Below are 16,736 nucleotides of genomic sequence, written 5' to 3'. Positions count from 1 at the left end.
GGTCCCGAGCGCGTTGGTTGTCGGGATCGGAGGCTGGCTCTGTGCAGGACGCGGACTAGAAGCCGCCGCCGCTGAGCAGCGTGACGAACGGGTTGATGTCGCCGAAGTTGAACAGACCGTCGCCGCTGATGTCGCCGTTCGCGATGTTGCAGCCCGGATACATGGCATGCCACGTGGCCGGGTTCGTGAGTGCGAGGATGAACGGGTTGATGTCCTTGAAATCGACCACGCCGTCGCAGTTGAGGTCACCGGGCAGGATCGGGTGGCACGGGCCGTCAAACGCGTGCGTGCCGGGAGTCGTGAGCGTCAGGAGCAGTTCGGTGGGGTTTTCGCCGCTGAGACTGCCGACGCCACCGAAGAACCACTCGCCGGGCACGAAGGTCCCACCCTGGGCCGCGTTGTACAGGGGCAGCCGGTAAGCATACCCGTCGGTGTATTCCCAGGGCGTGCCGGTGCCGTCCACGCCGAACTCGCCGTAGATGTCGATCAGGTGAGAGCCGTCGGCCGTGTCGGTCAGGATGAAGCGCTCGTCGCCCAGGCCGAACGTGAAGTTCGTGTACAGGTCGGCGGCCTGGCCGTACACGGCGGGGAAGGCCCCGGTGCAGACGCCGTTCGAGTTCGAGACGATCACGAACGATGTGCCGGCGGGGATGACGACGCCGGTGAGATCGACATCGACGACCACGTCGGAGCTGCCGGCGGACTGCACGATGAGGCCGCCCTGGAAGAATGGGAACTCCGTGGTGCCGGTGTTAGTGATCTCCACCCAGCGCGGGCAACCGCCGCTCTCGGTGCCCCGCACGACCTCGCTGATGATCAGGCAGGACGTGTCATACGTGAGGCATGGGTTCGGCTCGCAATCCGTGCCCGAGCCGAGGAACGTGCCGCCGGACGCGAGGCAGTCCGTTTGGTAGGCGATCAGGCAGGTTTCACCGACGCAGCAGGCGCCGGGCGGTTCGCACGGCCCGTAGGCGGTGAGGTCCGACTCGACGTAGTCGGACGGCATGCCGGTGCCGCGGGAGAGGCCGACCACGGCGTCGTTGCACGCGAGCGCGAGCCAGGTGATGTGGATCTCGCCGTTGAGGAACATCTCGATCTGGAACGTATTCGCGTTGCTGGTGCTGACCTCGGGGACATTCAGCCAGGTGACCGCGACGCGATCGGGGAGGGCGCGCCAACTGACGGTCCCGCCGGTGGCGGGGTTGAGATCGTCAAACAGCGCCGAGATGCGCGGCAGTGTGAAGTGGACGGTCAGGCTCTCCGTCCACGTGCCGTCGCCCTGCCCGAAGGTGATATTGCCGTTGGCGTTCACATAGAACGACGAGTAGCTGTTGCCGTAGAGCTTGACCACGGCCTGGGGCGTGACGAGGGCCGAGGCGTCGTCACTCAGGGTAAGGGTCGTGCCACCGGCCGGATTGGTCGGCAGCGCCGTCGCGCTGGCAATGCAGGCGTGGTAGAAATCGCCCGAGCCGTCCGGGATCAGAAACAGCGTGTAATAGTCCAGGTCGACGCTGCCGCTGCCGGAAGCGAAGAGTTCCGTGAAGTAATCCGGCTGTCCGAGCGTGGTGAACGAGAAGGGCGTGCAGTACGTGCCGTTGCCGCAGCCGTTCATGGCGCGGACCCGCCAGTAGTACAGTTGGTTGGAATCCAGGTTCACGGTCACGTTCGCCGTCGTGGCCGACGTGGTGGTGCTGAAGACGACCGCGTTGAAGTTGACGTCCGTCGCGACCTGCACGTCGTACGTGGCGGCCTGCGCGGCGGGCTGCCAGGTCAGGGTGGGCTGGCGCGCTACATCGACCGCTCCATTGGGCGGCGTCGACAATGTGACGGTGCCGGGGACGGTGTTCGAGATCGTCAGCGTGACGCTGACGCTCTTCTGATCACCGCCGCCCGTGCCGGTGATTTGCAGCGTGTAGCTGCCGGGGGGAGCGCTCGCCAGATTTCCGATCGTGAGCGTCGAATTGTAGGGCGGCAGCAGCCCGTTGTTCGTGAAGCTCGCGGTGGCGCCGGCGGGGACGCCGGACACGCTGAGGCTGACGCCCTGCGCGAAATTGCCGAGCTTGGCGACACTGACCACGTAGGAGGCCTGCGTGGCCGGCGGACAGCAGAGCGATTGCGTGGCGGGCGTGGCTGTGACGCCGAAGCCGTCACCCTGCGGCAGGTGGAGCGCCGGGTCGCCCAGCAGCACGAATTCCTCGAAGAAGTTGCGGATGATGTCAGCGTTCTGGGTCGGCAAGCCGCCGGGGGTGGCGGGCTGGCCGTACTCATCGAGGAACTGGTACAGCGCTTCGTTCCAGGCCGGGCCGACGCGCCAGATGTCCTTGGCGAAGAACGAGCCGAAGAACGCCTTCTCCAGGATGGCGGACGGCAGCCAGGCCTCGACGCTGCCCCAGTAGATATAGTTCGACGCCGAGATGTAGGCGGCGGCGCCTTTGCTGGCCCCGCGGACCCAGGTTTCACCGAAGCACTCGTCGTAGTCGAAGTGGGCCGTGTTGCAGGACCAGCCGAACACGAGGCCGTAGCGACCGACGTTCGTGAGCGCGTTGACGTTGCTCTGGTTGAAGGCTGGATCCCACCAGCCGCTGGAGCCGCTGTGGCCCATGTAGGTCACGAAGAGGCAGCCCGTATTGACGGCGGCGGTGACGGCGGCCGTGTTGCCGCCCTGGGCCGCGTAGATGCGGACGGGCTCGTAGTCGCGCGGTTCGAGGTAGGTCGAGATGACCCATTCGGCGGTCGGCTCAGCCGTGTTGTAGGTGTCCGGGTTGGCGAGGAACGCCACGCGCCGGACGTAGTTGGGGTTCGGGTACGACCCGCCCTCGACAAACAGCGTCTTGTCAACCATGGCCTGAAGCTGGGCCACGGATGTGCAGGGGAAGCGGCCGATCGCAATGTCGGGGTACCAGTCGCCGCTGCCGTTCATGCAGGCGTAGGGGAGGTCGGTCGTCGCGGCCTTGCTGCCGCCGCCGACCCAGTGCGGGATCGTCGTGGCGGTGGAGGTCGCGCCGCTCGTGTCACCGACGATGAGGATATAGTTGGGAGCGTTGCCCGTGCCCCACAGGCTCTGGATGTAGGCCTTGATCGAATCGCGGCTGGTGCCAGCGGGAACAGCATAGGTGGTGACCACGAAGCCGTCCGCTTCGCGGGCCGCGATGAGCTGGTTGAGCGGCGCGGAGTTCACGTAGTTGGAGGCGGCGACGATCAGGTAGTTGCCCAGTGGCGGCTCCGGCGGGGCGGGCACCGCCATGCTCGGATCGCCGTGAATGACGAATTCCTCGACGAAATCGCGCGACACGGGGTCGCTCGTGCCGTAGTACGTGACGAAGAGGAGGTCGGCGGCGTGGCACAGCGGGCCGAGTTCCCGGGTCCCGTCACTGTACAGAGCCTGGAACAGGAACTTGTACAGGTTGCCCCAGGTGGACCAGGCGTACGGCTCGAGCTCGCGCGTCGTGCCGTAGGCGGACGCGGCGCCCTTGTTCGCGACCGTCATCCATTTTTCATTGCAGCCCAGACTGCCGACATAGTGGATGCCGGCCGAACTGCAACTGAAATTCACCAGGAAGGGATAGAGTTGTGCGTTCGTGAGATTGTCGATGTCGCCGTAGCCGAAGACCGGGCTGCCCCAGCCGCCGGTCGCGGTGGCGTGGCCAAAGTAGGAGCCCAGGAAGATGCCCTCGTTGAACGCGTCCGCCACGTCCTGCGTGTCGGCGCCGTAGCTGAGCGCATACACGCGGTTGGACGTGATGCTGTTTGGAAGCATGTACGTCAGGATGATGTAGTTGTGCAAGGTTTCGGCGTCGGCGTACGGATCGACGCCCGCGATGAACGCCGCGCGCTTCAGGTAGTCTGGGTCGGCGAACGCGCCGGATTCCACGTAGAGCACCTTGTCCACGATGGCCTGCAGTTCGCCCACCGTGGCGACCGGAAAGCGGCCGAGTGGAACGTCGGGCATCCAGTCGTCTCCGGCGTCCAGACACACGTAGGGCACGTCGGTGTAGTTGAACTTGGAGCCGCCGCCGCGCCAGACTGGAATGGTCTCGGATTCGGCCACGTCGGCGCTGCTGATGGCGTCGCCCACGATCAGCACATAGTCCGGCGTGTTGGCCGTGTGCCACAGGCTCTGAATGTACGCCTTGATCGTCACGTTCGTCGTGCCGGATACGGCCGTGTATGTGGAGACGGTGTAACCCTGCGTGGTCTTGGCATTAATGAACTGGGTCAGGGGAGCGCTGCCGGCGAAGTCCTGGGCAGTGATGATCAGCAGGATCTTGGCGCGGTCCGGCTGGTCGCGCTGCACGGGCGGGGGGTTCAGCAGTGTCTGCGCCACGCCGGGAAGCGGCGTCGCCAGGTGGCTCAGGTCCTCGCCGCCGTCGAAACGCAGCGCGATATCGATCTGCGGGCAGACCGCAAGCGCGCCCTGCGCCGGGTTGTACCGCACCGGCCGCACTTCGAGCAGGTGCAGCTCCAGGCCGCGGGCGATACCCACGCGCGAGATGTTCACCGGGGTCGCGGGTTCAAAGGCGTCCGCCGCGTACCGTTCGGCGTCCAGCCGCGTGCCCTGACCGGACACCGGCGCCAAGCTGGGATACCCCTGCACGGGAGCGACGACGCCCCGCAGCCCGAGCGCCGCCAGGTCGACGAAGAGTGTCGGGCCTTCGTCGACGGTCACGTCGATTCGGGCCCCCGGGCGCACCCCAAAGAGCTTGCGAACCACCGGCAGGGCCGGGGCGCCATCCGCGCCGGCCAGCGGCGTGTCCGGGCAGCTCACGCGGATGACCTCACCGAGGTCCGTGAGTTCCGTCGCCAGGTCCAAGCCCAGGAACTGCACAGTCACATCCAGGCTCTCAGTATCGTAGCCCCGGACGATCACTTGCGGTGTGGGCGCGTTGCCCCCGGTGGCGCGCAGAGCACCGTCGGTTCCAATGTTCAGGGACAGCTCATCACCAACGGCGGGCACCCCCGCGGCCATGACGAGCATTGTCGCTACGAGCCCAAGCATAGAACGGCACCCGAACGAACGCATTGAGATGCTCCTTATGCGCCTGATCTGTACAAGACGCACGAACAGGACTCCCGTTCCCTCTTCGGTCAGAAGAGGGTCAAGGCCGACTCGCTCATCAGAATAACAGATTACAGCGATGATTGGAATGCGGTTTTCTCGGTCGTGGCGGCGCCCAGCGCCGATTCGACCGATAATCGCTCCCGCCGCGCGCATCGACGGCGTGTGCGGCCGAGCGTATCATGCCAGCCGTCGGCGCTGCGTGGCGCGCGCCACACAGCGGTGAACACAGCCTGCGGGCAGCCCGATGCCTCAGTTTGGGAGCGTAATTTCGCGGCGGGTCGGGGGAAGTGGGTGTGCGGAGGGGCTGTGCGCGGTTCACGCTCCCGGCCCGGTTTCAACGGCGCGGGACGCGTGGGCGGCGGCAGCCCACCGGGGAGCGCGGCGACCCGCCGCACGCCGGACGAGCGGATCAAGTGGTTGCGGGCATTGGGGGCACACAACGTGGGTGACATTCGCCTGGTGCCTGCCTCCGCGAACGGCTGGCGGTCGCCGTTTCAGATGGTCCCCTGAGCGAGGATTCCGGCTATCCTGCGGGACCACGGCAAGCGCGTGACGGGCGCGGCGCCGTGGAGGATCGGCGCTGCGGTCAGGCCGCGCCGCACGAAGTGATGGAAATCGCAAGACTCGTGCCACGTGCGGGACGTGGCCATGTGGAGAGCCGCATGTGTGCGTATCGTTTGGGTGCCCTGATGCTGTCGGTGATCACGATGTCGATGGTGAGCGCGCAGGACGCGGTGTCGGTGGTGGCGGCGCCGCCGGTGGAGTCGGCCAATACGCACTACGTGCATAACCAGCCGCCGCTCCTGCCCAGTCCGTTCTCGAAGCTGCCGGTGGGGCAGATCGAGCCGCGCGGCTGGTTGCGCAAGCAACTGGAGCTTGAGGCGGAGGGCTTCATCGGGCATCTCACGGAAATCAGCAAGTTCCTGAGGAAAGAGCACAACGCGTGGTTGAGCCCGACCGGCGAGGGCGACTTCGGCTGGGAGGAGGTGCCGTACTGGCTGCGCGGCTTCGGCAATCTGGGCTACATCCTCCGCGACGAGCGCATCATCAAGGAAGCACGCGTCTGGATTGAAGGCGTGCTGTCCAGTCAGGCCGAGAGCGGCTATTTCGGCCCGCGTGCCAACCTCACGAGCCTCGACGGCAAACCAGATGTCTGGCCGCACATGATCATGCTCGACGCCCTGCGCTCGTACTATGAGTTCACGCGCGACGAACGGGTGCTCGATTTGATGGCGGGCTTCTTCCGCTGGGAGCTGGACTGGCCGGAGCAGGACTTTCTGCTCCCGTTCTGGCAGCAGCAGCGCGCCGCCGACAACCTCGCCAACGTCTACTGGCTCTACAACATCCGCGGTGACAAGTACCTCCTGGAGCTGGCGGAGAAGATCCATCGCCGGACCGCAAACTGGACCGACGGGGTCGCCGACTGGCATGGCGTGAACATCGCGCAAGCCTTCCGGGGGCCGGCGGTGTACTACCAGCAGGCCAAGGATCCGAAGTTCCTCCGCGCCGCCGAGCGCAACTACGCGGAAGTCATGGGCATCTACGGCCAGGTGCCAGGCGGCGGCTTCGGCGCAGACGAAAACGCGCGGCCCGGCTACATCGACCCGCGCCAGGGCACCGAGACCTGTACGTGGGCGGAGTACATGCGCTCGTTCGAGATGCTGCTCACGATTTGCGGTGACCCGATCTGGGCCGACCGCTGTGAAGAGGTGACCTTCGACTCGCTGCCCGCCTCCATGACCGCCGACCAGAAAGCCCTGCACTACCTGACGTCGCCGAACCTCGTGCGCTGCGACCGCGGCAACAAGGCCCCGGGCATTCAGAACGACGGCGACATGTTCTCCTTCGACCCGCACCGCTATCGCTGCTGTCAGCACAATGTCAGCCAGGCCTGGCCGTACTTCGTCGAGCACCTGTGGCTGGCGACGCCGGACAACGGCGTGGCGGCCGCGCTCTATGCGCCCGCTGTGGCCAAGGTGCGCGTCGGGCCGGACGGCGAGGTGACGCTGCAGACGGACACGAACTACCCGTTTGACGACCGGATTGCGATCCGCCTGGCGGTCCGGCAGGCGGTGCGTTTTCCTCTGTATCTGCGTGTCCCGGGCTGGTGCACGGCGCCTGAGGTGCAGGTCAACGGTCAGCCGCAGAAGCTGCCGGCGGCGCCGCGCGGGTACATCGTGGTCGAGCGCACCTGGCAGGACGGTGACCGTGTGGAACTGTGCCTGCCCATGTCGATCACGCTCCAGCGCTGGACCAAAAACAAGGACAGCGTCTCCGTGTCGCGCGGCCCGCTGACCTACGCGCTGAAGATCGGTGAGCAGATCGTGCGCGCCGGCGGGACGGATGCCTGGCCCGCCTATGAAATCCTGCCGACCACGCCGTGGAACTACGGCCTGGTCCTGAGGGCCGGCGAACCGGCGGCGTCGTTCGAAGTGCTCACCCAGGCCTGGCCCGAGGATGACCTGCCGTTCACCGCCGAGGCGGCTCCGGTTGCGCTCCGGGCGTCCGCGCGGCGGATCCCGGCCTGGAAAGAAGACGCGCTCGGCCTGGTTGGCCTGCTGCAGCCCAGCCCGGCGCGCAGCAAGGAGCCGCTTGAAACCGTAACGTTGATCCCGATGGGCTGTGCCCGGCTGCGTATCGCGTCGTTCCCGACAATTGGCGACGGCCCGGATGCGCACGACTGGGTAGTGCCGGAGGCCACCCGGGCGCCGGCGCAGAAGTGAGCGAGGAACCATGATGAATCTCTGTCGCATCATGCCGGCCGTGCTCTGTGCGGCCGGCGCAACCGGACTGGCCAGCGCCCAGGATGTGAAACCACAGGCCGTGACCGCCGTGCCGTTCACCGCCGTGAAGTTCACGGACGAGTTCTGGTCGCCGCGGCTGGAAACGAACCGCCGCGTCACGATCCCCTTTGCGTTCAAGAAGTGTGAAGAGACCGGGCGGATCGACAACTTCGCCAAGGCCGGCGGACTCATGCCGGGCAAGCACGAAGGCCTGCGCTTCAACGATTCCGACGTGTTCAAGGTGATCGAAGGCGCGGCGTACTCGTTGACCGTGCAGGCGGACCCGCAACTCGATAGGTACCTCGACGACCTGATCGCCAAGATCGCCGCGGCGCAGGAGCCGGACGGCTATCTGTACACGATCCGCCGCCTGAATCCCGACAACCCGCCGGACGGCTGCGGCGCGACGCGCTGGTCCTACCTGGCCCAGAGTCACGAGCTGTACAACATGGGACACCTGTACGAGGCCGCGGTCGCGCACTTCCAGGCGACCGGCAAGCGCACGCTGCTCGACGTGGCGCTGAAGTCCGCCGATCTCATCGCCCGCGAATTCGGGCCCACGGCCCGCCACGGCGTCCCCGGACACCAGGAAATCGAGATTGGCCTCGCGAAGCTCTATCGCCTCACCGGCGAGCGGCGCTATCTCGACCTGGCGAAGTTCTTCCTCGACGAGCGCGGCTATGCCCATGACCGCGAGCTGTACGGCGAGTATGCGCAGGACCATCAGCCCGTGCTCGAGCAGGACCACCCCGTCGGCCACGCCGTGCGGGCAGGCTACATGTACTGCGGCATGGCCGACGTCGCGACGCTGACCGGCGACGAGCGCTACATTGGCGCCATCGACCGCATCTGGCAGAACATGGTCGCCAAGCGCATGTACGTGACCGGCGGCATTGGGGCCCGCGGTGGTGAAGAAGCTTTCGGCGATGATTACGAGCTGCCGAACGCGACGGCGTACTGCGAGACCTGCGCGGCCATTGCGAACGCCATGTGGAACCAGCGCATGTTTCTGCTGCACCGCGACGCGCAGTATGTCGACGTGCTCGAACGCGTGCTCTACAACGGGTTCCTCTCCGGTGTCTCGCTCAGCGGCGACCTTTTCTTCTACGTGAACCCGCTGGCGTCGGATGGCAAGGCGAAGCGCCAGGCGTGGTTCGATTGCTCGTGCTGCCCGACCAACGTTGTCCGCTTCCTGCCGTCGGTCCCCGGCTACGTGTACGCGGTCGGCGACGGCGCCGTGTACGTGAATCTGTTTGTCGCCGGCAGCGGCCAGATCCCGCTGGGCGGGCAGACGGTCGCGCTGACGCAAGCGACGCGGTATCCCTGGGACGGCAATGTGCAGATGACGATCACGCCGGAGAAGTCCGCCGAGTTCACAGTGTACGTGCGAATTCCCGGCTGGGCCGGCGACCAGGCGGTGCCGAGCGACCTGTATCACTTCCTCGAGAAGCCGGCGGCACAGCCGACCCTGCGCGTGAACGACGCGGCGGTTCCGCTCGACGTTGAGCGCGGCTACGCCCGTGTGAAGCGCACCTGGCAGGCCGGCGACCGGGTCGAGTTGGCGCTGCCGATGGCGGTCCGACGCGTGGTGGCCAATCCGGCGGTGAAGGACAACGTGGACCGGGTTGCGCTCCAGCGCGGGCCGATCATGTACTGCGTCGAGGCGGTGGACAACGGCGGCGAGGTGGCGGACCTGATCTTGCCCGATGATGCTGCGCTGCGGGCCGAACCAGTGCCGACGCTGCTCGGCGGCGTGACGATCCTGCGCGGGACGGCCACGCGCGGGGACGCACCGGTCAAGCTCGTCGCGGTGCCGTATTACGCCTGGTGTCATCGCGATGTCGGCGCGATGCGGGTCTGGCTACCGCGGGTGCCATGAGACGGCGCACCCCGCTGGGCAAGGCGTTCGGGCGCCTTCTCGCGGTGGTGCGGCTGGGGACGGGGCCGACGGCGCTCTGGCTCAGCCCCAGACGACCAGGCCCTGATCGTAGCGATCGGCCAGGTCCTCGTGGCACGGGACGACGCGGATCGCGTAGCCATTGCGGCCGCTGGCCTGGCAGGGGACCGCGCCCTCGAACCAGTGCTCGCCGTTGGATTCCGCGCGCGCGTACTTCATCCGCACGGCTGAGCCGCTGGTGATTTCGCCGTCCGGGGTGAGCGGACCCCAGTAGGCCTCGACGGCGACGTCCTCGGGGGGAATCGGGCCGAGGCGAATACGGACGAGCAACGGAAGCTGGTCGCCGACCTTGAGGATCTGGTGCCCGGGGGCCTGCACCTCGGCGACCCGCACCTCGTGCCAGTGACTGCGGAGGCGGTCCTTCCAGGTGGACAGCGCGCGGGCCATGGCGAAATCGTCCGCGCGCACCTTGCAGACGCGGCGCAGGGCGGGCAGATACATCCGCTCGGCGTACTCGCGCAGCATCCGGTTGGTGTTGAAGACCGGCACGATGGTCTTCATCGATTCCTTCATGCGGGCGACCCACTGGCGCGGCAGGTCGTCGATCGTGCGCTCGTAGAACAGGGGGACGATCTCCCGTTCCAACAGGTTGTAGAGCGACTCGCTTTCGACGTGATCCTGGTAGGCCAGGTCGTCGTAGACGCGCCCGTCGCCGATCGCCCAGCCGTTTTCGCCGTTGTAGGCCTCGGGCCACCAGCCATCGAGGCACGACAGGTTGAGACCCCCGTTCGCGGGGACCTTCATGCCGCTCGTGCCACTGGCCTCGTGCAGGCGCAGGGGGTTGTTGAGCCAGACGTCGATGCCCTGCACCATCACGCGGGCCAGCGAGATGTCGTAGTTCTCGAGGAACACGATCCGCCGGCGGAACTCGGGCCGGGCACAGATCACCGCGATGTGCTTGATCAGCTCCTTGCCGGCGCCGTCGTTGGGGTGGGCCTTGCCGGCGAAGATGAACTGGACGGGGCGCTCGCGGTTGCCGATCAGGGCCGCGAGGCGCTCCAGGTTGCGGAAGATCAGCGTGGCCCGCTTGTACGGGGCGAAGCGGCGGGCGAAGCCGATCGTCAGGGCCTCCGGATCCAGCACTTCCTCCGCGGCCTTGATCTCGGCGGGCGGGGCGCCGCGGCCCTTGAGCTGGTCGCGTAGCCGGCGCCGGATGGCCGCGATCATCCATTCGCGGCGCCGGACGTGGACGCGCCAGAGCTCGGCGTCGGGGATCTCGGCGATGCGCCGCCAGAGCGGGTCGTGCTCGTCGGCCTCGGCCCAGCCCGGGGCGAGGTACTGGTCGAACAGGTCGGCCATCGTGGGACTGGTCCAGGTGCGCGTGTGAATGCCGTTGGTGATGTGGGTGATGGGCACTTCCTCGCGCGGGATGCCGGGCCAGTAGCCCTGCCACATGCCGCGCGCCACGTCGCCGTGCAGCTTGCTCACGCCGTTGCTGCGATACGACATGCGCAGGGCGAGCAGCGGCATGCAGAATTCCTCTTCGTTGCGGTCCGGGTGTTCGCGGCCGAGGGCGAGCAGGTCGCGCATGCTGATGCCGAGCTCATGCGCCATCCAGCCGAGGTGCTGCTCGACGATGCGCGGATCGAAGCGGTCGATGCCGGCGGGGACGGGCGTGTGCGTGGTGAAGATGTTGCCGCCGAACGCGGCCTCGCGCGCCTCGCGGTAGCTGAGGTTGTGCTCGCGCATGGCGAGGCGGATGCGCTCGAGGGCCAGGAAAGCGGCGTGGCCTTCGTTCATATGGCACACGAGCGGGTGAATCCCGATCGTGCGCAGGGCGCGCAGCCCGCCGATGCCGAGGAGCATCTCCTGGCGGATGCGCATGGTGCCATCGCCGCCGTAGAGCCGCGCGGTGAGGCCGCGCAGCTCTGGCGGATTGTCGGGGATGTCGGTGTCGAGCAGGTAGAGCTTGACGCGGCCGACGTTGACCAGCCAGAGTCCAGCGTGCACGGCGTGGGTCCCGAGCGGGACGCTGATCTGGAGCTGATGGCCCTCGGGGGTCAGAACGGGCGTGGCGCACCACTGGTGGGGATCGTGGACGGGGTAGCTCTCGAGCTGCCAGCCGTCCTCCGTGAGTTGCTGTTTGAAGTAGCCGTGGCGGTAGGCCAGGCCGACGGCCACCAGGGGGACGCCCAGGTCGGAGGCGGACTTCAGGTGGTCTCCGGCGAGCACGCCCAGGCCGCCGGAGTAGATCGGCATGCTCTCATGCAGCCCGAACTCGGCGGAGAAATAGGCGATGACGGTGTCCCGTTCGCTGGGGTAGTGCTCGTCGAACCAGGTGCGGCTGTTCATGTACACGTAGAAGCTGTCCATGACGCGGCAGAGCTGGGCGACGTAGGCATCGTCGCGGGCGGCCTGGATGAGGCGCGCCTGGCTGACCTGCCAGAGCAGGGCCACGGGGTTGTGCCCTACCCGGCGCCAGAGGTCCACGTCCAGCCGGCGGAACAAGTCGGTGGCCGTAGGGTTCCAGGTCCACCACAGGTTGTAAGCCAGTTGGCGGAGCGGCTCGAGCAGTTCGGGAAGGGAGGGGACGATGACGAAGGTACGTATGTTCTTCATGCACTCTCCGGCCAGCGAAGACGCCGAGTCGCCGCGGGGGTTCATTGCTGGTGGCATCGCAAGTCCATCTCTATTATCGGCCGCGCTGGGCCGCGACGTGACCCGAAACGCGCCGCCGCGCCACCTGGATGAGGGCTAGATCCCGGCGGCCGCGCGCACCTGGGCGACGAGTCGCTCGGCCTCGGCTGCGGTGGCGGCCTCGGCCACGACGCGCACAATCGGCTCGGTGTTCGACGCCCGTAAGTGTACCCAGCCCGCGGGGAAGTCAACACGGACGCCATCGGCCGTATTCGGCTTTCGGTCGGCGAACGCGGTTGCGACGGCCGCGACGGCGGCGTCGATGCGCTCGCGTGGCAGCTCGGCCTTCTGCTTGACGGAAGCGTAGCGGGGCAGCTCGGCGACCAGGGCGCTGAGCGGCTGGCCGGTGGCGGCGAGGAGCTGCAGCACGAGGCTGATGGCCGAGAGGCTGTCGCGAACGTAGCAGATGCGTGGGTCGATGACGCCGCCGTTGCCCTCGCCGCCGATCACGCACTGGTGGGCGAGCATGCCGTGCGCGACGTGCGCTTCGCCGACGGGGGTCCGCACGACCGTCGCGCCAAAGCGGGCCGCGACGTCGTCGATCATGCGCGACGTACTGAGGTTGGCCGCGACCGGTCCCGGGCGGCGGGAGAGGACCGAGCGCGTCGCGAGCGCGAGCGTGTATTCCTCGCCGATGTAGGTGCCGTGCTCATCGACCATGGCCAGACGGTCGGCGTCCGGGTCTTGTGCGAAACCGATGGCGGCCCGCGCGGCGCGCACGGCGGCGCACAGGTCGCCGAGGTTTTCCTTGATCGGCTCGGGCCGATGGGCAAATTCGCCCGTCGGCTCGCCGTTCAGGTGAATGACTTCGCAGCCCAACGCCTTGAGCAGCGCGGGCGTATCGACGCAGCCCGCCCCGTTGATGCTGTCGAGCACAACCCGCAGGCCGCGCAGGCCCGCGACGTCCACCTCGAGCGCATCCAGCACCGCGGCGACATGGCGGCGGCCGGCTTCCGTGTCCACACTCGGCGGACGGAAACCGCGCGCGGGCAGGTCCCAGCGGCCGGCGGCCCGCAGCTCGGCGACACGCCCGGCCCGCTCCGGATCGGGCGCGACGCCGAGGTCGTCGAGGAATTTCAGCCCGTTCCATTCGCGGGGGTTGTGGCTGGCGGTGATGATCACCCCGCCGTCGTATTCTCCGTCCCGGATCGCGCGGCCGACGGTCGGGGTCATGGCGACGCCGAGCTGGGTGACCGCGCATCCGGCGGCCATCAGGCCGGCGGCGGCGGCGGCCTCGAACATGGCGCCGCTGGGGCGCGAGTCCCGGGCCAGCACGGCGCGACCGCCTGCCAGCATGATGCCATAGGCGTGGGCGAATTCGAGCGCGACCAGCGGGGTCAGGGTCTCACCGACGGTGCCGCGAATGCCGGAAACGCCGACCATGAGCGTCATTTCGTCAACCTCGCGCAGACCGCCGCGATCGGGACCCCTGTGGGGGTGCGTCACGGATTCAACTGGCGGTCGCTCCACGGGGCGCCGCGACGGCGAGCCGCACAGTATGCCGCGCCGGCGCGGCGCCGCAAGCCAGGCCGAGGGCGCCCGCTACCCCGTCGCGTTCTGGCCGGCGGACCATGCGTGGATGTGCCCTGGTGTTCCGGCGTGTGGGTCCGGGTCTCGGTTGTGCCGTCGCTGGAGACGGGCGCGGGTGTCACGAGGCCCAGCCGGGATTTGCAACGAGGTGGCGTCGCAGAGCGTCACGCGGCGAACGTGCGAACCGTGCTGATTCTGCCGTGTAATGACGCGAACGGCGCGCTGTCGGGCGACGAGATATTTGTCGAGGTCGTCGGTCGTTCGCGCGGGCCGGAGCGCGACGCTGCGCAGCCGTGCGGCGCGCCGCGGCTGCAGGTTTATTGGGAGTCGCAGCGGGCCTGGCCTGATCATGTCGGCGCAGAAACTGGCGGCAGGTTAACACAGCCTGAGCGCGTCATAAAAACGCCGCCGCCACTCGGGTGCGGCGCGGCGCTGGAAGTGCCCGAGTTATCGGAGCTTACGACGCAGAAAGCCGCGCGGAATTTGATTGCCAAGCCGCGCGGGTCTGCGTAGAATCAGCCGCTAACGGAGGAGAAAGTGGTTGGCAGCTCTGCCGATCATTTCAGTTCACAACTGAAGACTCGCGCAGCCGTCGCGTAAGAAGCACACGCGGTTCGCCGCCGTACGGTGGAACTGCCTGCCCATCTGTGGCTCTATGGAGGGACTGCGCCGTGAGTATCGCGCGCAGACCGGACGTATTCGTCGACATGTGCACCCAGCGCGACTATCTCGCCCTGGATGGTGCCAGTCCCAGCCTGAACGCCTCGCAGATCACGCCCAACCTCAAACACCTGATGGCGTTTGCCCGCTGGGCGCACATCCCCACGCTGTCATGCGTGGACGCCCGCCGGCCGGGCGACGTGCGGGGCCTGGCGGCGAGCAATTGCGTGCTGGGCACGCGCGGGCAGCAAAAGCTGCCGTTCACGCTGCTGCCGGATCGCGTGCAGATCGATTCGGACAACTGCCTGTGCGTCTCGCTCGAGGTCCTGCAGCAGCACCAGCAGGCCATCCTCGTCAAGGAGCACCGCGACCCCTTCACCAACCCGAAGCTCGACCGGCTGCTGACCGAGTTGCCGATCCGGCGCTTCGTCGTGTTCGGCGTGTCGCTCGAGACGTCGATCCGGCTCTTGGCGCTGGGCTTGTTGCTGCGCCACCGGCGCATCGCGGTGGTGCAGGACGCCTGCGGCTGGTGGGATGCCGAAGACGGCGAGATGGCGCTCCGTCAACTGGCGGCCAAGGGCTGTGAGCTGCTGACGACGGCGCAGCTACTGGAGACCTCCCTCGGGCAGCACAAACGCAACGGTCATCATCGCTATCGCAGCCGCTCGGTCGCCTGATCCGCCGCGACAAGCCGGGACGCGCCCGCCGTGCTTCGCGGCACGGCATCGTCTATCATTCCGCCCATGGCACTGCCGCGGGTGGTGATCGTCGGGCGCCCAAACGTGGGCAAGAGCTCGCTGCTGAACGCGCTGGCGCGCGAACGGATCAGCATTGTCGATCCGCGCTCGGGCATCACGCGCGACCGGGTCAGCGCGGTCATCGAGCATGCGGGGCGTTACTTCGAGTTGGTCGACACCGGCGGGATCGGCATCGTCGACGATGACCACCTGGAGTCCCACGTCGAGGAGCAGATCCGCTTCGCGATCGAGAACGCCACCGTGATTCTTTTCCTGGTGGATGTGACCGCGGGGATCACGGCCCTGGACCAGACCGTGGCGGAACTGCTCCGCAAGGCGGGCAAGCCGGTCATTCTGGTGGCGAACAAGGTGGACGACGCCAAGCACGAGCCGGCGGCGGGGGAATTCGAGCGGCTGGGGCACGGCACGCCGCTGTGCGTCGCGGCGCTGCACGGGCAGGGGCGCGGCCTGCTGCTGGACCGGTTGTTGCCGCTGCTGGGGCCGGAGGCGGTGGCCGAGCCCGAGGCGCCGGTGATGAAGCTGGCGATCGTCGGCAAGCGCAACGCGGGCAAGAGCACGCTGGTCAACGCGCTGGCCGGCGAAGAGCGGATGATCGTCAGCGAGATTCCCGGCACGACGCGCGACGCGGTGGACGTGCGCTTCGAGCGCGACGGGCGGCAGTTCATCGCGATCGACACGGCTGGCGTGCGCAAGAAGTCGAGCATGGACGACATCGACTTCTATTCGTACACGCGGGCGCTGCGTTCGATCCGGCGGGCGGACGTGGTGCTGCTGCTGATCGACGCACTTGTGCCCGTGGCGGAGGTGGACCTGAAGCTGGCGTCGGCCGTGCTCGACGAGTACAAGCCGGTCGTGATCGCCGTGAACAAGTGGGACCTGGCGTGCGAGCTGACCGAGCCGGCGGAGTTCAACGCCTATCTGGGCCGCGTGCTGCCGGCGCTGAGCTTCGCGCCGATCACGTTCATGACGGCCAAGACCGGGTACAACGTGGACGCGGCGGTGGAGGTGGCGCTGAGCCTGCACGAACAGGCCAACACGCGGATGACGACCGGGCGGCTCAACGCGGCGTTGCAGGACATCCTGGCGCTGCGCGGCCCGAGCGCGAAGCACGGGACCAAGCCGGTCAAGATCTACTATGCGACACAGGTGGCCGTGGCGCCGCCGACGCTGGTGTGCTTCTGCAACGACCCGGCGCTGGTGCGCGAGGAATACCGGCGGTTCATGCAGAACCGGCTGCGCGAGCTGACGCCGTTCAAGGAAGTGCCGTTGCGGCTGTGGTTCCGCGCGAGCGGGGCGGATCGCGCGCGGCCGGGCTGAGCTTGCACGGGCCTGCGGGCTCGGGATAATAGTCC

Annotated in this window: 8 protein-coding genes; 5 read left to right on the top strand and 3 right to left on the bottom strand. The window is 67.6% G+C overall.

Annotation, left to right across the window (positions count from 1 at the left end):
• Positions 1 to 55: 55 nt before the first annotated feature.
• Positions 56 to 4,996, bottom strand: a complete 4,941-nt coding sequence (locus tag KA383_11250) for a hypothetical protein (GenBank protein ID MBP7746696.1) — start codon at positions 4,994 to 4,996, stop codon at positions 56 to 58.
• 770 nt (positions 4,997 to 5,766) lie between these two features.
• Here KA383_11250 and KA383_11245 point away from each other — a divergent pair.
• Both KA383_11245 and KA383_11240 read left to right on the top strand, forming a co-directional pair.
• Positions 5,767 to 7,782: a glycoside hydrolase family 127 protein gene (locus tag KA383_11245; GenBank protein MBP7746695.1), complete on the top strand. Its 2,016-nt coding sequence runs from the start codon at positions 5,767 to 5,769 to the stop codon at positions 7,780 to 7,782.
• 10 nt (positions 7,783 to 7,792) lie between these two features.
• Complete coding sequence (locus KA383_11240; protein ID MBP7746694.1) at positions 7,793 to 9,721, top strand: glycoside hydrolase family 127 protein; 1,929 nt, start codon at positions 7,793 to 7,795, stop codon at positions 9,719 to 9,721.
• A gap of 81 nt (positions 9,722 to 9,802) precedes the next feature.
• Here KA383_11240 and glgP read toward each other — a convergent pair whose 3' ends face one another.
• Together glgP and glmM are read right to left on the bottom strand one after the other, a co-directional pair.
• On the bottom strand, positions 9,803 to 12,358 hold the full coding sequence (glgP, locus tag KA383_11235) for an alpha-glucan family phosphorylase (GenBank protein MBP7746693.1): 2,556 nt from the start codon (positions 12,356 to 12,358) through the stop codon (positions 9,803 to 9,805).
• 135 nt (positions 12,359 to 12,493) lie between these two features.
• On the bottom strand, positions 12,494 to 13,828 hold the full coding sequence (gene glmM, locus KA383_11230) for a phosphoglucosamine mutase (protein MBP7746692.1): 1,335 nt from the start codon (positions 13,826 to 13,828) through the stop codon (positions 12,494 to 12,496).
• A gap of 183 nt (positions 13,829 to 14,011) precedes the next feature.
• On the opposite strand from glmM, the gene KA383_11225 reads away from it, so the two are divergent.
• The 3 genes from KA383_11225 to der all read left to right on the top strand — a co-directional run bounded on the left by KA383_11225 (position 14,012) and on the right by der (position 16,701).
• Complete coding sequence (locus tag KA383_11225; protein ID MBP7746691.1) at positions 14,012 to 14,479, top strand: hypothetical protein; 468 nt, start codon at positions 14,012 to 14,014, stop codon at positions 14,477 to 14,479.
• A gap of 158 nt (positions 14,480 to 14,637) precedes the next feature.
• A complete protein-coding gene (locus KA383_11220) occupies positions 14,638 to 15,303 on the top strand; it encodes an isochorismatase family protein (protein ID MBP7746690.1) in 666 nt (221 codons plus the stop codon).
• 66 nt (positions 15,304 to 15,369) lie between these two features.
• The gene (gene der / locus KA383_11215) at positions 15,370 to 16,701 is read left to right on the top strand and encodes a ribosome biogenesis GTPase Der (protein MBP7746689.1); all 1,332 of its coding nucleotides are present in this window, start codon (positions 15,370 to 15,372) and stop codon (positions 16,699 to 16,701) included.
• Positions 16,702 to 16,736: the final 35 nt, after the last annotated feature.

Source organism: Phycisphaerae bacterium (assembly GCA_017999985.1).
Classification (GTDB): Bacteria; Planctomycetota; Phycisphaerae; order UBA1845; family Fen-1342; genus JAGNKU01.
This window is presented reverse-complemented; position numbering and strand designations above follow the sequence as displayed.